Annotated in this window: 20 protein-coding genes; 11 read left to right on the top strand and 9 right to left on the bottom strand. The window is 72.9% G+C overall.

What is annotated here, in order from left to right; translation table 11 throughout:
* The first annotated feature begins 27 nt into the window (after positions 1-27).
* From cysC to ACFZBX_RS21145, 7 genes are all read left to right on the top strand, one after another.
* A complete protein-coding gene (cysC, locus tag ACFZBX_RS21175; protein WP_391535380.1) occupies positions 28-609 on the top strand; it encodes an adenylyl-sulfate kinase in 582 nt (193 codons plus the stop codon).
* Positions 606-1,544 (top strand): sulfate adenylyltransferase subunit CysD, encoded by a 939-nt coding sequence (gene cysD, locus ACFZBX_RS21170; RefSeq protein ID WP_391535299.1) that lies wholly within the window; start codon positions 606-608, stop codon positions 1,542-1,544. The genes cysC and cysD overlap by 4 nt, the downstream gene beginning before the upstream one ends.
* Positions 1,544-2,884, top strand: coding sequence for a sulfate adenylyltransferase subunit 1 (locus ACFZBX_RS21165; protein WP_391535298.1), 1,341 nt, complete (start codon positions 1,544-1,546; stop codon positions 2,882-2,884). Before cysD ends, ACFZBX_RS21165 begins: the two co-directional genes overlap by 1 nt.
* 279 nt (positions 2,885-3,163) lie before the next feature.
* On the top strand, positions 3,164-4,327 hold the full coding sequence (locus ACFZBX_RS21160) for an aliphatic sulfonate ABC transporter substrate-binding protein (RefSeq protein ID WP_391535297.1): 1,164 nt from the start codon (positions 3,164-3,166) through the stop codon (positions 4,325-4,327).
* Positions 4,328-4,493: 166 nt separating this feature from the next.
* On the top strand, positions 4,494-5,297 hold the full coding sequence (locus ACFZBX_RS21155) for an ABC transporter ATP-binding protein (RefSeq protein ID WP_391535296.1): 804 nt from the start codon (positions 4,494-4,496) through the stop codon (positions 5,295-5,297).
* Positions 5,284-6,195, top strand: a complete 912-nt coding sequence (locus ACFZBX_RS21150; protein WP_391535295.1) for an ABC transporter permease — start codon at positions 5,284-5,286, stop codon at positions 6,193-6,195. Before ACFZBX_RS21155 ends, ACFZBX_RS21150 begins: the two co-directional genes overlap by 14 nt.
* A gap of 10 nt (positions 6,196-6,205) precedes the next feature.
* A complete protein-coding gene (locus ACFZBX_RS21145) occupies positions 6,206-6,997 on the top strand; it encodes a sirohydrochlorin chelatase (protein WP_391535294.1) in 792 nt (263 codons plus the stop codon).
* Between the two features lie 12 nt (positions 6,998-7,009).
* On the opposite strand, the gene ACFZBX_RS21140 is transcribed toward ACFZBX_RS21145, so the two are convergent.
* The 4 genes from ACFZBX_RS21140 to ACFZBX_RS21125 form a co-directional block, all read right to left on the bottom strand.
* A complete protein-coding gene (locus tag ACFZBX_RS21140; protein ID WP_391535293.1) occupies positions 7,010-7,420 on the bottom strand; it encodes a PIN domain-containing protein in 411 nt (136 codons plus the stop codon).
* Positions 7,417-7,674 (bottom strand): type II toxin-antitoxin system VapB family antitoxin, encoded by a 258-nt coding sequence (locus ACFZBX_RS21135; RefSeq protein ID WP_391535292.1) that lies wholly within the window; start codon positions 7,672-7,674, stop codon positions 7,417-7,419. Before ACFZBX_RS21135 ends, ACFZBX_RS21140 begins: the two co-directional genes overlap by 4 nt.
* A gap of 86 nt (positions 7,675-7,760) precedes the next feature.
* Positions 7,761-8,084: a DMT family transporter gene (locus ACFZBX_RS21130; RefSeq protein ID WP_391535291.1), complete on the bottom strand. Its 324-nt coding sequence runs from the start codon at positions 8,082-8,084 to the stop codon at positions 7,761-7,763.
* A gap of 5 nt (positions 8,085-8,089) precedes the next feature.
* Complete coding sequence (locus ACFZBX_RS21125) at positions 8,090-8,758, bottom strand: FMN-dependent NADH-azoreductase (RefSeq protein WP_391535290.1); 669 nt, start codon at positions 8,756-8,758, stop codon at positions 8,090-8,092.
* Between the two features lie 146 nt (positions 8,759-8,904).
* Between ACFZBX_RS21125 and ACFZBX_RS21120 the strand changes: the two genes are divergently transcribed.
* Positions 8,905-9,543, top strand: coding sequence for a TetR/AcrR family transcriptional regulator (locus tag ACFZBX_RS21120; RefSeq protein WP_391535289.1), 639 nt, complete (start codon positions 8,905-8,907; stop codon positions 9,541-9,543).
* A gap of 24 nt (positions 9,544-9,567) precedes the next feature.
* Here ACFZBX_RS21120 and ACFZBX_RS21115 read toward each other — a convergent pair whose 3' ends face one another.
* The 4 genes from ACFZBX_RS21115 to ACFZBX_RS21100 form a co-directional block, all read right to left on the bottom strand.
* Complete coding sequence (locus tag ACFZBX_RS21115; RefSeq protein WP_391535288.1) at positions 9,568-10,293, bottom strand: ricin-type beta-trefoil lectin domain protein; 726 nt, start codon at positions 10,291-10,293, stop codon at positions 9,568-9,570.
* A gap of 350 nt (positions 10,294-10,643) precedes the next feature.
* Complete coding sequence (locus ACFZBX_RS21110; protein ID WP_391535287.1) at positions 10,644-12,335, bottom strand: DEAD/DEAH box helicase; 1,692 nt, start codon at positions 12,333-12,335, stop codon at positions 10,644-10,646.
* A gap of 159 nt (positions 12,336-12,494) precedes the next feature.
* On the bottom strand, positions 12,495-12,698 hold the full coding sequence (locus ACFZBX_RS21105) for a cold-shock protein (protein ID WP_327676217.1): 204 nt from the start codon (positions 12,696-12,698) through the stop codon (positions 12,495-12,497).
* A 320-nt stretch (positions 12,699-13,018) separates the two neighbouring features.
* On the bottom strand, positions 13,019-15,205 hold the full coding sequence (locus tag ACFZBX_RS21100) for an MMPL family transporter (RefSeq protein ID WP_391535286.1): 2,187 nt from the start codon (positions 15,203-15,205) through the stop codon (positions 13,019-13,021).
* Between the two features lie 570 nt (positions 15,206-15,775).
* Between ACFZBX_RS21100 and ACFZBX_RS21095 the strand changes: the two genes are divergently transcribed.
* The 3 genes from ACFZBX_RS21095 to ACFZBX_RS21085 all read left to right on the top strand — a co-directional run bounded on the left by ACFZBX_RS21095 (position 15,776) and on the right by ACFZBX_RS21085 (position 20,191).
* Entirely contained in the window at positions 15,776-18,031 is a 2,256-nt protein-coding gene (locus tag ACFZBX_RS21095) for an MMPL family transporter (protein ID WP_391535379.1), read from the top strand.
* A 132-nt stretch (positions 18,032-18,163) separates the two neighbouring features.
* Positions 18,164-19,057 carry a phosphotransferase enzyme family protein gene (locus tag ACFZBX_RS21090; protein WP_391535285.1) on the top strand — a complete coding sequence of 298 codons (894 nt, stop codon included), beginning with the start codon at positions 18,164-18,166 and terminating at the stop codon, positions 19,055-19,057.
* A 246-nt stretch (positions 19,058-19,303) separates the two neighbouring features.
* Positions 19,304-20,191 carry a DUF3592 domain-containing protein gene (locus ACFZBX_RS21085; protein WP_391535284.1) on the top strand — a complete coding sequence of 296 codons (888 nt, stop codon included), beginning with the start codon at positions 19,304-19,306 and terminating at the stop codon, positions 20,189-20,191.
* On the opposite strand, the gene ACFZBX_RS21080 is transcribed toward ACFZBX_RS21085, so the two are convergent.
* Positions 20,163-20,864 carry an exonuclease domain-containing protein gene (locus tag ACFZBX_RS21080; protein WP_391535283.1) on the bottom strand — a complete coding sequence of 234 codons (702 nt, stop codon included), beginning with the start codon at positions 20,862-20,864 and terminating at the stop codon, positions 20,163-20,165. The genes ACFZBX_RS21085 and ACFZBX_RS21080 overlap by 29 nt on opposite strands.
* Positions 20,865-20,939: the final 75 nt, after the last annotated feature.

Raw genomic sequence — 20,939 nt, 5'->3', positions numbered from 1 at the left:
GACTGCAACGTGACCACAGCCGACACCCTGGCCGCCGCCGGAGCCGCAGAGGCGGCCCCCGCGGCCGGCCCCTGCGAGCGCGGCGCCACCGTGTGGCTGACCGGGCTGCCGAGCGCGGGCAAGACGACGCTCGCCTTCGCCCTGGCCGAGCGGCTGCGCGCCGAGGGCCACAAGGTCGAGGTCCTGGACGGCGACGAGATCCGCGAGTTCCTCTCCAAGGGCCTCGGCTTCAGCCGCGAGGACCGGCACACCAACGTCACCCGGATCGGCTTCGTCGCCGAGAAGCTCGCCGCCAACGGCGTCAAGGTGCTCGCCCCGGTGATCGCGCCCTACGCCGACTCCCGCGCCGCCGTGCGCGAGCGGCACGCCGGGCACGGCACCGAGTTCCTGGAGATCCACGTCGCCACCCCGGTCGAGCTGTGCGCCGAGCGCGACGTCAAGGGGCTGTACGCGAAGCAGGCGGCCGGCGAGATCTCCGGCCTCACCGGCGTCGACGACCCCTACGAGGCGCCCGAGCACCCGGAGTTGCGGCTGCAGACCCAGGGCCGCGCGGTCGCCGACTCCGCCGCCGAGCTGCACGCCTTCCTGACCGAGAGGGGCCTGGCATGACCACCGCGACCCAGAGCCTGGTCCAGGCCGACGACAACCCCTTCGCGCTGTCCCACCTGGACGCGCTGGAGGCCGAGTCGGTGCACATCTTCCGCGAGGTCGCGGGGGAGTTCGAACGCCCGGTGATCCTGTTCTCCGGCGGCAAGGACTCCATCGTCATGCTGCACCTGGCGCTCAAGGCCTTCTGGCCGGCCGCGATCCCGTTCTCGCTGCTGCACGTCGACACCGGCCACAACTTCCCCGAGGTCATCGAGTACCGGGACCGCGTCGCGGCCCGGCACAACCTGCGCCTGCACGTCGCCTCGGTGCAGGACTTCATCGACCGCGGCGTGCTGCGCGAGCGCCCCGACGGCACCCGCAACCCGCTGCAGACCGTCCCGCTGCTCGACGCCATCGAGAAGGGCCGCTTCGACGCCGTCTTCGGCGGCGGGCGCCGCGACGAGGAGAAGGCCCGCGCCAAGGAGCGCGTCTTCTCGCTGCGCGACGAGTTCGGCGCCTGGGACCCGCGCCGCCAGCGCCCCGAGCTGTGGTCGCTCTACAACGGCCGGCACGCCGTCGGCGAGCACGTGCGCGTCTTCCCGCTCTCCAACTGGACCGAGCTGGACGTCTGGCAGTACATCGAGCGCGAGAACATCGAGCTCCCCGAGATCTACTACGCCCACGAGCGCGACGTCTTCGCCCGCAGCGGCATGTGGCTGACCGCCGGCGAGTGGGGCGGCCCCAAGGAGGACGAGCCGGTCGAACGGCGGCTGATCCGCTACCGCACCGTCGGTGACATGTCCTGCACCGGTGCCGTCGACTCCGACGCCACCACCATCCAGGCCGTCATCGCCGAGATCGCCGCCAGCCGCCTCACCGAGCGCGGCGCCACCCGCGCCGACGACAAGCTCTCCGAGGCCGCGATGGAAGACCGCAAGCGCGAGGGATACTTCTAATGAGCACCACCCAGACCGGCACCACCCAGACCGGCACCGCCACCTCGCTGCTGCGCTTCGCCACCGCCGGCTCCGTCGACGACGGAAAGTCCACCCTGGTCGGCCGACTGCTGCACGACTCCAAGTCGGTGCTCGCCGACCAGTTGGAGGCCGTCGAGCACGCCTCCCGCAGCCGCGGCCAGGACGCGCCCGACCTCGCGCTGCTCACCGACGGCCTGCGCGCCGAGCGCGAGCAGGGCATCACCATCGACGTCGCCTACCGCTACTTCGCCACCCCCCGGCGGCGGTTCATCCTCGCCGACACCCCCGGGCACGTGCAGTACACCCGGAACATGGTCACCGGCGCCTCCACCGCCGAACTGGCCGTCGTCCTGGTCGACGCCCGCAACGGCGTGGTGGAGCAGACCCGCCGGCACGCCGCCGTCGCCGCCCTGCTGCGGGTGCCGCACGTGGTGCTGGCCGTCAACAAGATGGACCTGGTCGACTACGCCGAGCCCGTCTTCGCGGCCATCGCCGAGGAGTTCACCGCCTACGCGGCCTCGCTCGGCGTCAAGGACGTCGTCGCGGTGCCGATCTCGGCGCTCGCCGGGGACAACGTCGTCGAGCCGTCCGCGCACATGGACTGGTACGGCGGCCCGACCCTGCTGGAGCACCTGGAGACCGTGCCGGTCGGCAGCGACCCCAGCGCCGAGCCGGCCCGCTTCCCGGTCCAGTACGTGATCCGCCCGCAGACCGAGGAGCACCCGGACTACCGCGGCTACGCGGGCCAGCTGGCCTCCGGCGTGCTGCGGGTCGGCGACGCCGTCACCGTGCTGCCGTCGGGCCACACCACCACCGTCACCGGCATCGACGCCCTCGGCCGGGCCACCGACATCGCCTGGGCCCCCCAGTCGGTCACCGTGCGCCTCGCCGACGACATCGACATCTCCCGCGGCGACCTCATCGCGGCCGGACCCGCGCCCGTCCCCACCAAGGACATCGAGGCGACCGTCAGCCACCTCAACGAGCGGCCGCTGCGGGCCGGCGACAAGGTGCTGCTCAAGCACACCACCCGCACCGTCCGCGCGCTGGTCAAGGAGATCACCTACCGGATCGACATCGACAGCCTGGAGCAGCGCTCCGGCGCCGAGGGCCTGAACGTCAACGACATCGGCCACGTGGTGCTGCGCACCGCCGAGCCGCTGGCGCTCGACGGGTACCGCGACAACCGCCGGACCGGCTCGTTCCTGCTGATCGACCCGGCCGACGGCACCACCCTCACCGCCGGGATGGCGGGCGAGGCCTTCGAGACCGTACGCACCACCGACGCCAACGACCCCGACGAGGAGGACTGGGTCTGATGCCCAGCGAGGCGTTCTCGGGCATGGACAAGGAAGGCGGCCGCATCGGCAGCGGCGTCCTCGGCAGCGGCCAGGGCGGCCTGACGCGATGTGTGGGCCGACAGGGCTGAGAACCGCCCTGTCACCGGGCCGGCCGGCCGCTGTCCCTTCCCACAGCAGGCGCAGCGACCGTCCCGGCCCGGCTTGCCCGGCACCCGCACGGTGCCGCAAGCACAACCTTGACCGAACGTCCGCCCGGGACCGCCTTCCTGACGGTCCGTCCGCGAACAGGACTCACCCATGGCACCGAACCAGGCACTTCCGCATACCCCGGCACACCCCGGCGCCGGCCGGATCAGACGCTCCGCCGCGGCCGCCGTGGCCGGCCTCACCGCCGTCGCGCTGCTCTCCGCCTGCGGGTACGGCTCGAAGAACGACGACAAGCCCAACACCGCCGCCCCCGCCGGTGATTCCGCCTCCGGCACGGCCGGCGCCAAGCTCTCCGCCGACACGGTGAAGATCGGCTACTTCGCCAACCTGACCCACGGCACCCCGCTGGTCGGCCTCCAGGAAGGCATATTCCAGAAGGAGCTGGGCGCCACCCAGATCAAGACCCAGGTCTTCAACGCGGGCCCGGCCGAGATCGAGGCGCTCAACGCCGGCTCCATCGACATCGGCTGGATCGGCCCCTCCCCGGCGATCAACGGCTACACCAAGTCCGACGGCAAGTCGCTGAAGATCATCGGCGGTTCGGCCTCCGGCGGCGTCAAGCTGGTGGCCAACCCGGAGAAGATCGCCTCGCTGGACGACCTCAAGGGCAAGAAGATCGCCACCCCGCAGCTGGGCAACACCCAGGACGTGGCGCTGCTCAACTACCTGGCCGGCAAGGGCTACAAGGTCGACGCCTCCACCGGCGCCGGCGACGTCAGCGTGGTCCGCTCGGACAACAAGGTCACCCCGGACGCCTACAAGCAGGGCTCCATCGACGGCGCCTGGGTGCCCGAGCCGACCGCCTCCAAGCTGGTCACCCTCGGGGCGAAGGTCCTGCTCAACGAGAAGGACCTCTGGCCGGACAAGAAGTTCGTGATCACCAACATCATCGTCTCGCAGAAGTTCCTGGCCGAGCACCCCGACGTGGTCGAGGCCGTGCTGCGCGGCTCGGTGACCACCAACGCCTTCATCAAGGCCAACCCGGACAAGGCCAAGGCCGCCGCCAACGAGGCGATCAAGAAGGAGGCCGGCAACGCCCTGGAGCCGGCCATCCTCGACCCCGCCTGGGCCGACATCGACTTCCTGGACGACCCGCTGGCCGCCACCCTGCAGACCGAGGCCGACAACGCCGTCACCGCCGGCCTGCTCAAGAAGCCGAACCTGAACGGCATCTACGACCTCACCGCGCTCAACAAGGTGCTGAAGGAGAAGGGGCAGAGCCCCGTCGCGGACGCCGGACTCGGCGCGAAGTAGCGCCCGGAGGACCGCACCACCGCACCCGGATACCCCGCGGTCCGGCCCCCGCCCAGCCCGAACCGTTGCCCGCTCGATGCCCCGAGCCCGGGCCGGTCGGGGGCCCGGACCGCGGCCCTCTCCCTGACACCAGATGCCAGACCACACCACGCAGGAGGTGCCCGGAATGACTCCGGCACTGACCACCTCGGACGACGCCCCCGGCGTCGGCACTCGCGACGGCTCCCCCGCCGTCCGGATCTCGCACGTCCACAAGTCCTTCGGCCGCCCCGGCGCGCAGACGCACGTCCTGGACGACATCACCCTCGATGTCGCCTCGGGCGAGTTCGTCACGCTCCTCGGCGCCTCCGGCTGCGGCAAGTCCACCCTGCTCAACCTGGTCGCCGGCCTCGACAAGCCCAGCTCGGGCAGCATCGAGGTGCCCGGAGGACGCCCCGCGCTGATGTTCCAGGAACACGCGCTCTTCCCGTGGCTCACCGCCGGCAAGAACATCGAACTCGCCCTCAAGCTCGCCGGCGTCCCCCGCCCCGAGCGCCGCCCCGAGGCCGAGCGGCTGCTCGAACTCGTCCGGCTCCAGGGCTCCTACGACAAGCGGGTGCACGAGCTGTCCGGCGGCATGCGCCAGCGCGTCGCGATGGCCCGCGCGCTCGCCCAGGGCAGCCAGGTGCTGCTCATGGACGAGCCGTTCGCCGCCCTCGACGCCATCACCCGCGACGTCCTGCACGACGAGATCACCCGGATCTGGTCCGAGCGCAAGCTGTCCGTCCTCTTCGTCACCCACAACGTGCGGGAGGCCGTCCGGCTCGCCCAGCGCGTGGTGCTGCTCTCCTCCCGCCCCGGCCGGGTCGCCCGCGAGTGGCGCATCGACCTCCCGCAGCCGCGCCGCATCGAGTCCTCCGGCGTGGCCGACCTGTCCATCGAGATCACCGAAGAACTGCGTGGGGAGATCCGCCGCCATGGCCAGCACTGACACCACCACCAAGACCGGGCCGGGTCACGGCGGCGCCGTCGCCGACTACGCCGGCGTCGAGGCGGGGCTGGACGCGCTGGACGCGGTCGTCACCCAGCGCAACTCCACCGCCGACACGCTGCGGCAGAAGGTCCTGCCGCCGCTGCTCGGCGTCGTCCTGGTGCTCGCCCTGTGGCAGGCCGCCTACAGCCTCCACGTCACCACCGAGTACAAGCTCCCCAGCCCGCTGGACGTCTGGCGGGCCGCGGAGGACCTCTGGTACCAGGGCACGCTGTTCTCGATCGTCTGGACCAGCGTCTGGCGCGGCCTGTCCGGCTTCGTGGTCGCGCTCGTCATCGGCACCCCGATCGGCCTGCTGGTCGCCCGGGTCAAGCCGGTGCGGGCCGCGCTCGGCCCGGTGCTCTCCGGCCTCCAGTCGCTGCCCTCGGTCGCCTGGGTGCCGGCCGCCGTCATCTGGCTCGGCATCAACGACTCGATGATGTACGCGGTCATCCTGCTCGGCGCCGTCCCGTCCATCGCCAACGGCCTGGTCGCGGGCATCGACCAGGTCCCGCCGCTGTTCCTGCGGGCCGGCCGCACCATCGGCGCCACCGGCCTGACCGGGGCCCGGCACATCCTGCTGCCCGCCGCCCTGCCCGGCTACCTGGCCGGCCTCAAGCAGGGCTGGGCGTTCTCCTGGCGCTCGCTGATGGCCGCCGAACTCGTCGCCTCCTCCCCCGACCTGGGCCTCGGCCTCGGCCGGTTCCTGGAGAACCAGCGCGAGTTCTCGGACATGGCGGGCGTGCTGCTCGGCATCATCCTCATCCTGTTCGTCGGCATCGCCATCGAACTGCTCGTCTTCACCCCGGTCGAGCGCCGGGTCCTGCGCAACCGCGGCCTGCTGGCCTCCGGCAAGTGAGGCCGTCCGCATGACCGACCGCCGGCTGCCCGCCGCCCCCGCCACCACGGTGGCGGCGGGCAGCCCCACCCTGCTGCTGATCGCCCACGGCAGCCGCGACCCCCGGCACGCCGCGGCCGTCGCCGCGCTGGTCGGCCAGGTCCGGGCGCTGCGGCCCGGCCTGGACGTCGCCACCGCCTACCTGGACCACTGCGCGCCGCGCATCCCGCAGGTGCTGGACCGGCTCGGACCGGCCGCGGTGGCCGTCCCGCTGCTGCTCAACCGGGCCTTCCACGCCAAGCACGACATCCCGGCCGCCCTGCGCGCGGCCGGCGCCGGCCTGCCGGTGGCCGAGGTGCTCGGGCCGTCGCCGCTGCTGCTGTCCGCCCTGGACCGCCGGCTCACCGAGGCCACCCCCGCGCTCGCCTCCCCCGCCGTCCGCGCCCGCACCGGCGTCGTGCTCGCCGCCGCCGGCTCCTCCGACCCGGCCGCCGACGCCGCCACCCGGGCGGTCGCCGCCGAGTGGCGCCGCACCCGCGGCTGGGCCGCCGTCGAGGTCGCCTACGCCTCCGCGGCCGGCCCGCGCGTCCCCGACGCCGTCGCCGCCCTGCGCCGCCTCCCCGACACCGACCGGATCGCCGTCTCCCCCTACCTCCTCGCCCCCGGCCTGCTCCCCGACCGCATCGCCGCGGCCGCCACCGAAGCCGCCGCCGACCACCTCGCCACCACCCTCGCCCCCACCCCCGACCTCGCCCGCCTCCTCCTCACCCGCTACGACGAGGCCCGCACGAGGACGGCGACGACCCCGGCCCTCACCGCCTGAGCACCTCCGCCATCAGGCGTGGTCCAGAATGCTGTGCTCGGTGAGATCGGAGGCGTGACGGGCCACCGTGCGATAGTCGGCGTCGTCGTGAAGCACGGTGAGTCCGTGATGCGCAGCCGTGGCCGCGATCAGGAGGTCGACCGCAGAGGCGCTGCGGTGCTGCCCCGCGAGGGCCATCCGGCGTTGCACCATGTCGATCCAGCGTCCGGCACTCTTGGGAACCGAGACGTCGGGATAGAGATCGGCGAACATCTCGGCGATCTCGTCGTACTCCCGGGCATCGCGCGCGCTGTAGAGGAACTCAGCGCGCTGGGGATAGCACGACGCGATCGACTCGGCGTCGATCGCGTCGTACCAGGCGGTCTGAAGTTTCGGGTCCCGCAGCAACCGCACGAGGGCCGAGGTGTCGAGCAGGTAGATCACCGGGCGTCCTTCTCCGCCCTGTGCAGCCGTTCGGCGTCCTCCACGGCTCCCCATCGCCGAGCCCGTTCGAAGTGCCGGCCGATCCTCGCTGCGCGTTCCCGCTGCTCGGCGTAGTAGCGGAGCGCGAGGTTGACGGCCTCCTTCTTGGTCCGCACCCCCGCCAGTGCCATGGCACGCTCCAGTGCCTCTTCGTCGATGTCGATCTGTGTCACGGACATCCGCACCTCCAGGGGAGCGATGTTGGTGATGGACAAGCAATTGTATGCCACCAACATCGACCGCCGCACCGGGCCGCCGGGGTCGTGGCGCGACATGGTTCCCGGGGTCCGGCGCGGCGGGGTCAGTGGGTGGTGGCCCCCAGGTGGACGGTGATGAGGCCGGTGGTGATCAGGGCGAGGCCGGTGAGGGCGGTGGGGGACGGGACCTCGTGGCGGACGGCGAGGGCGGTCAGGACGGTGCCGATGGTGCCGATGCCGGTGAAGACGGCATAGGAGGTGCCGACCGGGAGGTCCTGGAGGGCGCGGGAGAGCAGGTAGACGGCGCCCAGCATGAGCACGAAGCACAGGGCGGTCTGCGGGAGGCGGGTGAAGCCCTCGGTCGGCTTGATGGACTGTGCCCAGGCGACCTCCACCACGCCGGCCAGCAGCAGCCAGATCCACGGCACGGCGCTCAGTCCCCCCTCGGGATGCGGTAACCGACCAGCTTGGTGCCCAGCTCGCCGGCCCGGTACAGCGCGTCGGCGGCGGACTCCCGGTGCTGGAGGACGCGCCCGGCCAGCGCGGGGTCCACCAGCGAGTTGACGAGCTCGGCGGCGATCACCTCGGCGTCCTCCACCGCGTAGTGGCCGCGGACGAAGTCGGTCAGGTAGCGGCCGTTGTGGTCGTAGGGCTCGCGCGGGGTGCCCGGGCCGTAGGCGCCGCCGCGCGCGGCCACCACCACGAACTTGCGCGGCGCCAGCACCATCTTCGGGAAGGTGACCTGGTCGATCCAGGCCTTGAGCGCGGACGGGATGCCGAAGTTGTACATCGGCGCGCCGATCAGTACGGCGTCCGCCGCGACGAGTTCGTCGAGCAGCGGCCGGACGACCGCCCAGGCCTCGCGCTCCTGTGCGGTGCGGACGGCCTCGGGGTAGCGGGCGATGTCGGTGATCTCCTCGCGCAGCAGGGTGTCGCAGATCCGGGTCCAGCCCTCGCGGATCGGCGGGACCGGTTCGGCGGCGAGGTCGCGGTGGGTGACCTCACCGCCGCCGGCCAGCCAGGCGTCGGCGAAGGCCGCGCCGAGGCGGCGGGTGAAGGAGTCGGTGCGCGCGCTGCTGTCGAGGTGCAGGAGGTGGGACACGGTGAACCCCCGGAGGCGGTCTGGGCGGGACGGAACGGCCGAACAACCGGACATCGCGTCCACTTGCTGGTCCTCCCTACGCTAGAGGGAAGTGGACAGTGTGTCCACTTCCCTCGGGTGCGCACTTCCCTCTACCGTTGTCCCCCATGACGACCGAGCTCCCGATGGCCGACGGCCCGCCGCCCCGCGAACGGGCCGACGCCGCCCGGAACCGGGCCAAGGTGCTCGCCGCCGCCGAACGGCTCTTCGCCGAGGGCGACCCGACCGCCGTCACCATGGACGACATCGCCCGGGCGGCCGGCATCGGCCGCGGCACCCTCTACCGCCGCTATCCGGACCGCGCCTCGATCGCCCGCGCCCTGCTCGACGAGCACGAACGCGCACTCCAGGAGCGCCTGCTGCGCGGTGCCCCGCCGCTCGGCCCGGGCGACGGCGGCGACGGCGACGACGGCCGCAACGGGGCGGGCGGGGCCGGCGCAGTCACGCCCGCCGAGCGGCTGGCCGCCTTCTACGCGGCGATGGTCGAACTGCTGGAGACCCACGTCCACCTGGTGCTCGGCGCCGAGACCGGCGCGGCCCGCTACCGCACCGGCGCCTACGCCTTCTGGCGGCTGCACGTCGCCCACCTGGCGCGCGAGGCCGGCCGGCCGGACCCGGAGGTCCTGGCCGACCAGTTGCTCGCCCCGCTCGCCCCCGAGCTCTTCCGCCACCAGCGCGAAGCCGGCCTCACCCCCGCGCGGATCACGGCCGGCCTGGCCGTACTGGCCCACGGAACCCTCGGGTAGCCCGGGGAGCGGTCACGGGCACGGTCAGGCCGGGACGTGCCAGACCTGGTTGGCGGCGCCGTTGCAGTCCCAGATGAGGACCGGGTTGCCGTTGGTGGTGGAGTACGCGTAGTCGTCCAGGCAGCGGCCGGACATCGGGTTGTACAGCGAGCCGTCGGCCCGGGGCCGCCACTGCTGGGCGCCGCTGCCGTTGCAGTCGTAGAGCTGCACCGGGGTGCCGATCGAGCCGTTGCCGCCCTGGACGTCCAGGCACTTGCCGAGCGCCCGGACGGTGCCGTCGACGGCGATCTTCCACGTCTGGGCCGTGTTGCCGAGGCAGTCCCAGATCTGCACGGGGGTGCCGTTGGCCGTGTTGCCGTCCTTCACGCCGACGCACTTGCTCCCGTAGCCGACGATCGGGCCGACCGGCCCGGCCGGGACGATGGGGCCGAAGGTGATGGAGGCGCCACCGGCCGGCCACGACATGAAGCACGTCGCGCTGGTGGTGGTGTTGCCGGTGACCCAGCCGGCCCCCCAGGCGAACGAGTAGCTGGGGAACCCGTTGCTGTCGTAGCTCACGCAGGTGCCCGAGAGGGACCAGGTCTGCATGGGGTCGATGCCGGAACAGGTGCCGGTGTAGCCGGAGCCGTTGTTGGCGATGGAGCACTTGTCGGCCGGACCCGCGGCGGGCGCGGCCTGGGCGGCGGGCGCGGTGACCGCGGCGGCCCCGGCGAGCACGGCGGCGGCGAACAGGGTGACGGAACGGCGCATCGGAAGGTCCTTCCGGAGACGGTGAACCGGGCAACCCGCCGGGCCGGGAACCGTGATGACGGTGCGACAGTTGTGCGGGCCGCGTGAAAGCGTCGGGGGGATGTGTGGCCACGGTCAACAACGCGGGGGAACGATCACGCCAATGATCCGTTTACGGAGGGGGGTTGAGGCAAAAGGCCGACCGGAAGCGGTGGCAGGCCAGGGCCCCGGGGGATCCGTCCGGAAAGCGCCCGGCCCGCCGCACTCCCCCGCGCACGCGTACGGCCCGGCTCCCCCGTGCAGGGTGAGCCGGGCCGTACGGACGCCGGGCCGCGTCGATGGCGCCGGGCCGGTCGGACGCCGGAGGTCGCTCAGTCGGTCTGGCGGCGCTGGCGGCCGGTGCCGTAGTTGGAGCCGGACTTGGAGCCGCTGCCGGGCTTGGACCGGCCCGAGGAGCGGCCGATGAAGCCGGACGCCTGGCGCGGCGCGCCGCCGCCCTGGCCGCCGCCCGCGCCGCCGGCCCGCTGCTTGGGCCGGGGACGGCGCGGGTTGCCGTTCATGTCGACGTCGGCCGGCAGCGCCGAGCGCTTGCCGGAGCGCCGGCGCGGGCCGGACGAGGAGGTCTTCGGCGCGGCCTTCCCGGCCTCCGCGTCGGCGGGGGCGGCCGGGGCGGGCACGGCCAGGGTGACCGGCACGCCGCTGGGAGTGCGGGCGCCGGTGATCCGGGCGAGCTCGACGTCGCCGGGGCGGACCTTGGTGGTGGTCGGGCGGATGCCGGCCACGGTCATCAGCCGGCCGACCTCGCGCCGCTGGTCGGGCAGCACCAGGGTGACGACGGTGCCGGACTCGCCGGCCCGGGCGGTGCGGCCGCCGCGGTGCAGGTAGTCCTTGTGGTCGACCGGCGGGTCGACGTTGACGACCAGGTCGAGGCCGTCGATGTGGATGCCGCGGGCGGCGACGTTGGTGGCGATCAGCGCGGTGACGTGACCGTCCCGGAACTGGTCGAGCACCCGGTTGCGCTGCGGCTGGGACTTGCCGCCGTGCAGGGCGGCGGCCTTCACGCCGTTGGCGAGCAGCTGCTTGGCCAGCCGGTCGGCGCCGTGCTTGGTGTGCACGAACATGATCACGCGCCCGTCGCGGGAGGCGATGTGGGCGGCGGTGGACGCCTTGTCGGTCGGCTCCAGCTGGAGCACGTGGTGGTCCATGGTGGTGACCGCGCCGGCCGAGGGGTCGACGGAGTGGGTCACCGGGTCGCTCAGGAAGCGCTTGACCAGCCGGTCGACGTTGCGGTCCAGGGTGGCGGAGAACAGCATCCGCTGCCCGCCCTCGGCGACCTGCTCCAGCAGCTTGGTGACCTGCGGCAGGAAGCCCATGTCGGCCATCTGGTCGGCCTCGTCGAGCACGGTGATCGCGACGTCGGAGAGCCGGACGTCGCCGCGGCCGATCAGGTCGTCCAGCCGGCCGGGGGTGGCGACCAGGACCTCGGCGCCGCGCCGCACGGCGTTGGCCTGCCGGGTGATCGACATGCCGCCGACGACGGTGGCGATCCGCAGGTTGACGGCGGTGGCATACGGGGTGAGCGCCTCGGTGACCTGCTGGGCCAGCTCGCGGGTGGGCGTCAGCACCAGCGCCAGCGGGTGGCGCGCGTCGGCGCGCTTGCCGGCGGTACGGGCGAGCAGCGGCAGGCCGAAGGCGAGCGTCTTGCCGGAGCCGGTGCGGCCGCGGCCGAGCACGTCGCGGCCGGCGATCGAGTCCGGCAGGGTGGCGGCCTGGATCGGGAACGGCTCGGTGACGCCCTCGCGGGTCAGCGCGGAGAGGATCGCCTTGGGCAGCTCCAGCTCGGCGAAGCCGGCCGCCGGCGGGCGGGCCGGGGTGCCCTCGACGACGGTGAAGTCGGCGGGCTCGGCGACGCGCGGGGCGTTGCGGCGCGGCGGCCGGGTGGACGCGCCGGCGCGCGGGGCGGAGCCGGAACGGGGCGCGGCGCCGGTGCGCGGGGCGCCGGAGCGGTTGCGGGGCTTGCGGGTGCGACCGCCGTCGCGGGGCGGCTGGGCAGGGGTGGTCACGGGGTTTCTCCGTCCGTAGCGCGGCAGCCCCGGTCGGGGCTGGTCGGCCGTCGGAAAAGGAGTGCGCCGCCCCGGCCGTTCGGCGGCATGGGCGAGGGCCCGCACCGTGCGGTGCGGGCCCTCGCTACGCGAGATCGCGAGTCAGCTCGGAAGCCGGACTCAGATGACGCGGATGTTCTCGGCCTGCGGGCCCTTCTGGCCCTGGGTGACGTCGAACTCGACCTTCTGGCCCTCGACGAGCTCACGGAAGCCCTGAGCAACGATGTTCGAGTAGTGCGCGAACACGTCGGGGCCGCCGGTCTCCTGCTCGATGAAGCCGAAGCCCTTCTCGCTGTTGAACCACTTCACGGTGCCGGTAGCCATAACCGTCTCCTCTAACTGGGGCATCGGAGCCCACACCTCGTGGACCCCAAGTAGCCGCGATCCCCATCCGGAGACTGAAACACCGGACAAAACAAATGCGCCTGTTGGTTGGGACCAGCAGGCGCACACAAGCGTTCATGGGAACCAAAACTGCAACTGACTCGACTGTAGCACGGTCGCACCCCGATTGACCGGGGATTTTCTGCCCGACAGATCACGTTTGCACCCCCCGGGAAACGGGCAGGCGGCGCCCGCCGAAGCGGGCGCCGCCCTGGCGACACCGGGGTGTCACCCGACTGTCACCGGATCGGGCGAACGGCTCAGCGCCGTCCGGCCGACTCCGGCAGTCCGTGTGCGTACGGGCCGGCCGGTGCGGCGTGCCCGCCGTCGTGGCCGCCGGTGGCGTCGCCGCCGTGACCGGGCCACCAGGCGGCCTTGCCGACCAGCGCGGTGAGCGCCGGGGTGAAGAACATCGCCATGACGAAGGCCGCCAGGAAGATGCCGAAGGCCATGCCGAAGCCGAACTCCAGCATGAAGATGTTGCCCGCGAGCATGAAGGTCGCGAACGACACCGCCAGGATGAAGCCGGCCGCCGCGACGGTCGGGCCGCCGTGGCGCACCGCCTCGCGGGCCGCCTCGCGCGGGCTGCGGCCCTCGCGGGCCTCCTCCCGCAGGCGGGCGATGATCAGGATGTTGTAGTCGGTGCCGATCGCCACCACGAAGAGGTAGATCAGGATCGGCAGCATGAACATCATGCCGTGCTCGCCCTTGATGTTCTGGAACAGCAGGGTCGAGGAGCCGAGGGTGGCGGTGAAGCCGAGGCCGACCGAGGCCATCAGGTACCAGGGGGCGACCACGCTGCGCAGCTGGAGGGCCAGGATCAGCAGGATCAGCAGACCCGCGATCGGGAACACCAGCTTGTAGTCGTGGCTCATCGCCAGGTTGATGTCCTTGTAGATCGCGGTGATGCCGCCGACCTTGGCCTCGGTGCCGGACGGCGCCTGGGCGTGGGCGACCTCGCGCAGCTCCGTGACGGTGTCGATCGCCTCGTTGCCGGACGGCTCGTTCTTGAGCAGGACGGTGAAGTCCGCGGTCGCGCCGTCCTTGCTCACCTCCGGCTCGGCCGGGGCCTCGGCGACGCCGGGGACGGCACCGAGCTTGGCGGCGAAGCCGGCGAACGCGCCCTGGTCGAGCTTGCCGCCGCCCTCGGAGGTCAGGTAGACGTGCGTCGGGTCCGCGGCACCGGCCGAGAAGGCGGTGACCAGCTTGTCCTGGACGACCATCGACTCCTTGCTCTTGGGCATGGAGCTGCCCGCGAGGTCGAAGGTGCCGTTGTAGTTGAGGGCGCCGGCGCTCAGCGCCACCAGCACGGCGCCGGAGGCGACCGCCACGAGGGCCGGGCGCTTCTGGACCACGCGGCCGAGCGCGGCGAACCGGGCGTCGGACGGCTCGCGCATCCACTTCTTGCCCGGCCAGAACACACCGCGGGCCGGGATGACCGTGAGCACGGCCGGGGCCAGGGTGAGCGAGGCGAAGGCGGTGACGACGACCGCGATGGCCAGCGCCGGGCCGAGCGCCTTGAACATGCCGAGGCTGGAGAGGACGAGCGCCGCGAAGGCGACGGTGACCGCGCCGGCCGCGGAGGCGATCGCCTCGCCGACCCGGCCGACGGCGTTGGCCACGGCCTCCTGCCGGGTGTCGCCCGCCCGCAGCCGCTCGCGGTAGCGGAAGGCGAGGAACAGGAAGTAGTCGGTGCCGACGCCGAGCACCACGACGATCAGGATCGCCGAGAGCACCGGGGTGGACTTCAGGTCGAAGGCCTTGGTGGCGTGGGCGATCAGGCCGTTCGCGGTCGGCATCGCGATCACCAGCGAGAGCAGCACCGGCAGCAGGCCGGCCAGCACGCTGCGGAAGATGATGCCGACGATGATCGCGACCAGGACGACGCTGCTGATCGCGATGATCGCGTCGGCCGCGCCGGAGGACTCCTTCTGGTCCTGCTGCTGGGCGGCGGCGCCGCCGAGCTGGAACTTCAGACTGGTGCCCTGGGCGAGCGACTTGCCCTCGTCACGGAGGTCCTTGGCGACCTCGCCGAACTTCTCCGAGTTCTGAGTGGCCTTGTCGATGGCGATCGGCGCCAGCGCGTACTTGCCGTCCTTGGAGGTCGTCTGGTCGCTGACCGGGACGATCTGCTCGACGTGCTCGATCTTCTTGTCGGTGAGGCCCTGCACGATCTTCGCCGCGGCGGCCTTGTCCTCGGCCGTGAGCTGGGCGCCGTCGTTGCGCTCGAACAGGGCGAGCGCCGAGGGAGTGAAGCTGGCCGGGAACGCCTGCTCCTGCAACTCCGCGGCCTGGATGGACTCGTAGTGCTTGGGAAGGAACGCGGCCTCGTCGGTCTGGGCGGTGATCTTCGGCGCCGTGAACGCGACGGCGAGCATCGCGACGATCCACCCGGCGATCACCCACCAGGCGCGACGGACGACGAATTGTCCTAGTCGGTGGAACATGCTCGTAATGCCTCCTGGGCATGGTTCACCGCAGCCCTTGGGGGACGGGACGCCGGGCGACGGATCGGGATCGGCTCCGGCCGTGCGGGGGCACTGGCCTAGCCGGTCGGCAGGTAAGTACGAAGAGGGGACCATCCTACGGCCACTTACTTGCCGACCGGCAAGTAGTTTTCCCCTCGACCCCGTTTGCCGAAGGCCGACCCCCTCAGGACGCCCTGAGGCGACCCTGACCCATCTTCGCCCCCGCACGACCCCCGGGACCTCGTGCTCGGGGTGGATTCCACTCCCCCTCAGGGTGGAGTCGGTGCCCCGATCCCAGGGAGGAGATATCAGGGTTGCCGGGTAGGGAAAACCCCACCTCCTCCCCGAGGAAGACCACAGGGCGAACTCCCCCGCCAGCCGGATACCCCGTCACCTGCGGCTTCCCTAGTGTCGGTTGGGACGCCGGGCCGCACCCCGGCGCCCGAACCACCCGGCGGACCAACCACCGCCGCAGGCCCGGCCCGCGCCCGCCACCGATCCCGGCGCCGGCCGCACTCCCAGGGGGAAGCTGTGAAGACCAAGCTCGGCATGGCCGCAGCCATGGGCGCGTGGAGCGCCCGGCACAGAAAGACCGCCGTCTTCGGCTGGCTGCTCTTCGTCGTCCTCGCCGCCGTCCTCGGCGGCATGCACGGCAGCACCAAGGTCACCGACGCCGAAGCCATGCCCGGCCAGGTCTCCCGGGCCGCCCAGATCCTCGACCAGGCCGGCCTCAAGCCGCCGTCCACCGAGACCGTGCTGGTCCAGAGCGGCTCGCTGACCAGCGACGCCCCCGCCTTCCGGACCACCGTCGAGCAGGTGATCAGCGCGGTCGACGGCACCGGCAAGGCCACCGACATCCGCTCCCCCTACGACACCAAGGCGGTCTCCGCCGACGGCCGTTCCGCCCTCGTCCAGCTCACCGTGAAGGGCGAGCACGAGGAGGCGGTCAAGAACGTCACCGCCGTGGTCGACGCCGTCGCCGGCGTCCAGAAGCAGCACCCCGACCTCACCGTGGTCGAACTCGGCGACGCCAGCTCCGGCAAGTGGATGGACGAGCAGTTCGCCGAGGACTTCACCCGCGCCGAGTGGACGGCCGTCCCGCTCGCCCTCGGCATCCTGCTGGTCGCCTTCGGCGCGCTGGTCGCCGCCGTGCTGCCGGTCGTGCTCGCGCTCACCGCCTTCATCGCGGCCGGCGGACTGGTCGCGCTCAGCAGCGGCCTGCTGCACACCAGCAACAGCGCCGCCTCGGTGATGCTGCTGGTCGGCCTCGCCGTCGGCGTCGACTACTGCCTCTTCTACCTGCGCCGCGAGCGCGAGGAGCGGGCCGCCGGGCGCGACCTGGAGACCTCGCTGCAGATCGCCGCCGCCACCAGCGGCCGGGCCGTCCTGGTCTCCGGCGTCACCGTGGTGATCGCGATGGCCGGCATGTTCCTCACCGGCATCGCCGAGTTCGAGTCGATGGCCTTCGCCACCATCGTGGTCGTCGTCACCGCCGTGCTCGGCTCGCTCACCGTGCTGCCCGCGCTGCTCTCGATGCTCGGCGACAGGGTCGGCAAGGGCCGGGTGCCGTTCCTCGGCCGGCGCCGCCGCGCCGACGCCGCGACCACCGGCGGCCGGTTCTGGAACGCCGTGCTGACCCCGGTCCTGCACCGCCCGCTGGCCGCCACCGTGCTCGCCGGGGCCGTGCTGATCGGCCTGTCCGCCCCGCTGCTCACCATGCACACCGCCAACCTGACCTTCCAGCAGCAGCTGCCCAAGGGCAATGAGCTGGTCGCCGTCTCGCAGAAGATCGAGGCCGCCTTCCCCGGCAGCCCGGCACCCGCCTCCGTGGTGATCAAGGCCGCCGACATCGACTCCCCGGCGATGACCGCCGCGATCGCCGACCTCAAGGCCCGCGCCCTGGCCAGCGGGCAGATGCACGGACCGGTCGACGTCACCGTCCACCCGCAGCAGAACGTCGCCACCGTCGACATCCCGCTCAACGGCACCGGCAACGACGAGGTGAGCAACGCCGCGCTGAAGACCCTGCGCGGGCAACTGGTGCCCGCCACCGTGCTCGCCGTGCCCGGCACCGAGGCCCCGGTCACCGGCCGCACCGCCGGCTCCTACGACTTCAACGCCAAGATGACCGGCTCGATGCCGCTGGTCTTCGGCTTCGTGGTGGCCTTCGCCTTCCTCCTGATGCTCACCTCCTTCCGCTCGCTGGCCGTCGCCGCCACCGCCGTGGTGCTCAACCTGCTGTCGGTCGGCGCCGCATACGGGGTGCTGACGCTGGTCTTCCAGCACGGCGTCGGGGCCTCGCTGCTCGGCACCGAGGGCGTGGGCGCGGTGGAGTCCTGGGTGCCGCTGTTCCTCTTCGTGATCCTCTTCGGCCTCTCGATGGACTACCACGTCTTCGTGGTCTCCCGGATCAAGGAGGGCCGCGACCGGGGCCTGCCCACCCGGGCCGCGATCGCCCACGGCATCCGCTCCACGGCCGGGGTGGTCACCAGCGCCGCGGTGATCATGGTGGCGGTGTTCGCGGTCTTCGGCACCCTGTCCATGCAGGCCATGAAGCAGATGGGCGTCGGCCTCGCGGTCGCGGTGCTGATCGACGCGACGATCATCCGCGCGGTGCTGCTTCCCGCGGTGATGACCCTGCTCGGCGAGCGCAACTGGTACCTGCCGCGCTGGCTCGGCTGGCTGCCCGACCTCTCGCACGGCGAGAGCGTCCCGCCGCTCGGCACCGGCGCCGCCGCCCACGTTCCGCAGGCCGCCCCGGAGCAGCAGCCCCACCAGGCCCGGCACCGCCGGATCGAGGTCTGACCTTCCCCGACGGTCCTCGGACCCCCAGACCTCGGACAACCGCCGGGCCCCGCGTGACGCGGGGCCCGGCACCCGTTTGCCAGAATGATCGCCCACCCTCACCCGGCTGTCATGCAAGAAACGGACACCCCCATGCTCCCCTTCGACGAGGAACGGGCCCGGCTGCTGCTCGCCCACGCCTGCGAGTCGGCCGGCCTGCCCGGCCCCGGCGACGCCCGGCTGATCGCCCTCGGCGAGAACGCCGTCTTCGACCTCGGCGACCCGGCCGTGGTCGCCAAGGTCGGCCGCGGCCCGGAACTGTACGAGCGTGCCCGCCGCGAGCTCGCCGTCGCCGACTGGCTGGCCGGTCACGGCGTCCCGGTGGTCCGCCCGTACGACGCGGTGCCCGTCGAACCGCGGCTCGCCCACGGCCACCCCGTCACCTTCTGGCACCGGCTCGCCCCCGCCGAGCGGCCCGCCCGCCCGGTCGACCTCGCCCCGCTGCTGCACGCCTTGCACCGGCTGCCGGCCCCGCCGTTCGCGCTCGGCCGGCGCGACCTGCTGGCGCCCGTCGAGCGCTGGCTCGCCTCCGCCGAGGGCCACGTCGACCCGGCCGACGTCGACTTCCTGCGCGAGCGCCGGGAGGCCTTCGCCGAGGAGGCGGCCGCGCTCGTCCCGCACCTGCCGACCGGGGTGATCCACGGCGACGCGCTGCCGCGCAACGTGCACATCGGCCCGGACGGGCCCGTCCTGCTGGACCTGGAGTTCGTCGCCAACGACCTGCGCGAGCACGACCTGGTGGTGCTCGCGCTCAGCCACGACCGGTACGGCGTGCCGGGCGAGGAGTACCGGGCGTTCACCGAGGCGTACGGCTGGGACGTGCGCGAGTGGCCCGGCTTCGCGGTGCTGCGCGGCGCGCGGGAGACCGCGAGCGCCTCCTGGGTCGCGCAGCAGGCGCCGGGAAACCCGGCGGCGCTCGCCGAGTTCCGCCGGCGGGTGGACTCGCTGCGGACCGGGGCCACCGAGGTGCGCTGGTACCCGTTCTGACCGGACCGGGTGGCCGCCCGGGGGCGACGTTCCGGCTTCCCCGCCGACCGCGCGGCCACCTTCCCCGCTTAGGGCGTGTCTTGTGGATCTTGTCGGATCAGGCCGCGGCGTTGGGGTGCGTGCATCGCAAGGCGGAGGAGGGAGCCACTGCGGAGCATTGGCGACCGACGACAACGCGGCGAGGTGCGTGCCCCGGCGCCGCGGACCCGGCAAAGATCCGCAAGACACGCCCTAGACTCCGGGGCCATGGCCACCGATCACCCCACCGCCGTCGGACCGCGCCTGAGCAGCGGTCGGCTCTTCGGGCTCGTCCTGATCTCCGTGTTCACCGCGCTGGCCGGACAGCTCACCGCCACCGGCTTCGTGCGCGCGTACGGCACCGACGCCTGCGGCCCCGAGCAGCAGTGCAACGGCTTCGGCACCGCCGGGTACCTGGCCGGCGGGATCCTGCTCTGGCTGCTGTGCCTGGTGGCCACCGCCACCACCGCGCACGGCGACGCCCCCACCACCGAGCCCTCGGCCACCTCCGACCGGGGCGTTCTGGTGGGCTGCCTCGCCCTCGGCCTGGGCGGCGCGGCCCTCGCCAACGGCTCCTTCCACCCCTGGCCGCTGGTGCCCGTCCTGCCGCTCGCCCTGCTCACGGTCGTCCTCGACCGGCACGGCGCCCGCCGCTGGCGCGCCTTCCGGCTGGAGAGGCGTCGGCGGGACGAACAGCAGGGCCGCCTGGAGCAGTACGGCATCACCGTCCCGGGCCGGGTCGTCGATCTCGCCACCACCGGCGCCGTCTCGGCCGGCCTGCCCGAACTCCGCGTCACCGTCGAGTTCACCACGGTCGACGGCACCCGCCGCACGGCCACGGTCACCGACGCCTTCCCGGCCCACGAGACCCCGCACCGGGGCGGCCCCGCCGAGGTCCGCTACGACCCCGCCGACCCGCAGAACACCCGGGTCTCCCTCATCGCCCCGGACCTCGAACCCACGGCCCCCGCCCCGGCCGCGCTGGAGGTGGTCGCCGCCCTGGAACGCCTCACCGCGCTCCACCGCGACGGCGCCCTCGACACCGCCGAGTTCACCGCCGCCAAGGCACGCCTGCTGGGAACCGGGCTCAGCGCAGGGGCCAACGGGGGTCTATGACGGCCTCCGGGTCCTTGCCGCGGCGCAGCCAGGCCTGGAGGTCCTCGGCCCAGGCCCGGTGCCAGTCGACCTGCCGGGCGTGGAGTTCGGCGGTCGGAACGCCGCCGACCTGGGCGGGGTAGCGCTCGGCGAGGGCGACGGCGACCCGGACGGCGGCGAGGGCGTCACTGCCGGCCTCGTGGGCGTCGGTCAGCTCGACCCCGTACACCTCGCAGACCCGCTGGAGGGTGCGGGAGCCCTTGCGGTACTTGTCCACGGCCCGGTCGATGACCAGCGCGTCGAGCACGGGCGCGACCGGCCCGCCGAGGCGCTCGGCGAGCACCGGCAGGCCGTGCCGGCGCAGCTCGGCGTCGAGCATCGACAGGTCGAACGGCGCGTTGAACGCCACCACCGGCCGCCCGTCGGCGAGCCGCTCGCACAGCGCCGCGGCTATCTCGTCCACCGCCTCCTTGGCCGGCCGCCCCTTGGCTCTGGCCAGGTCGTCACCGATCCCGTGGATCGCCGCCGCCTCGGCGGGAATCGGCACCCCCGGGTCGATCAGCCAGCCGGTGGCACCCAGCCGGCGGGCCCCGACGGTGTCCACGAGGGCGGCCGTGACGATGCGGTCCACGGCCGGGTCGGTGCCCGTGGTCTCCAGGTCGAAGCCGACCAGTGGCTGCTGCCACCAGCTCATAGGGTGTGTCCTTCCGTCCTCTGGGTCGAAGCAGCCCCTATCATCACCCGCCCCTCCGACAATCCGGCCGGTGGG

The sequence above is a fragment of the Kitasatospora sp. NPDC008115 genome (assembly GCF_042957205.1).
In the GTDB taxonomy this organism is placed as follows: domain Bacteria; phylum Actinomycetota; class Actinomycetes; order Streptomycetales; family Streptomycetaceae; genus Kitasatospora.
Note: the sequence above shows the minus strand (reverse complement) of the source record. Positions and strands in the feature narration are given on the sequence as shown.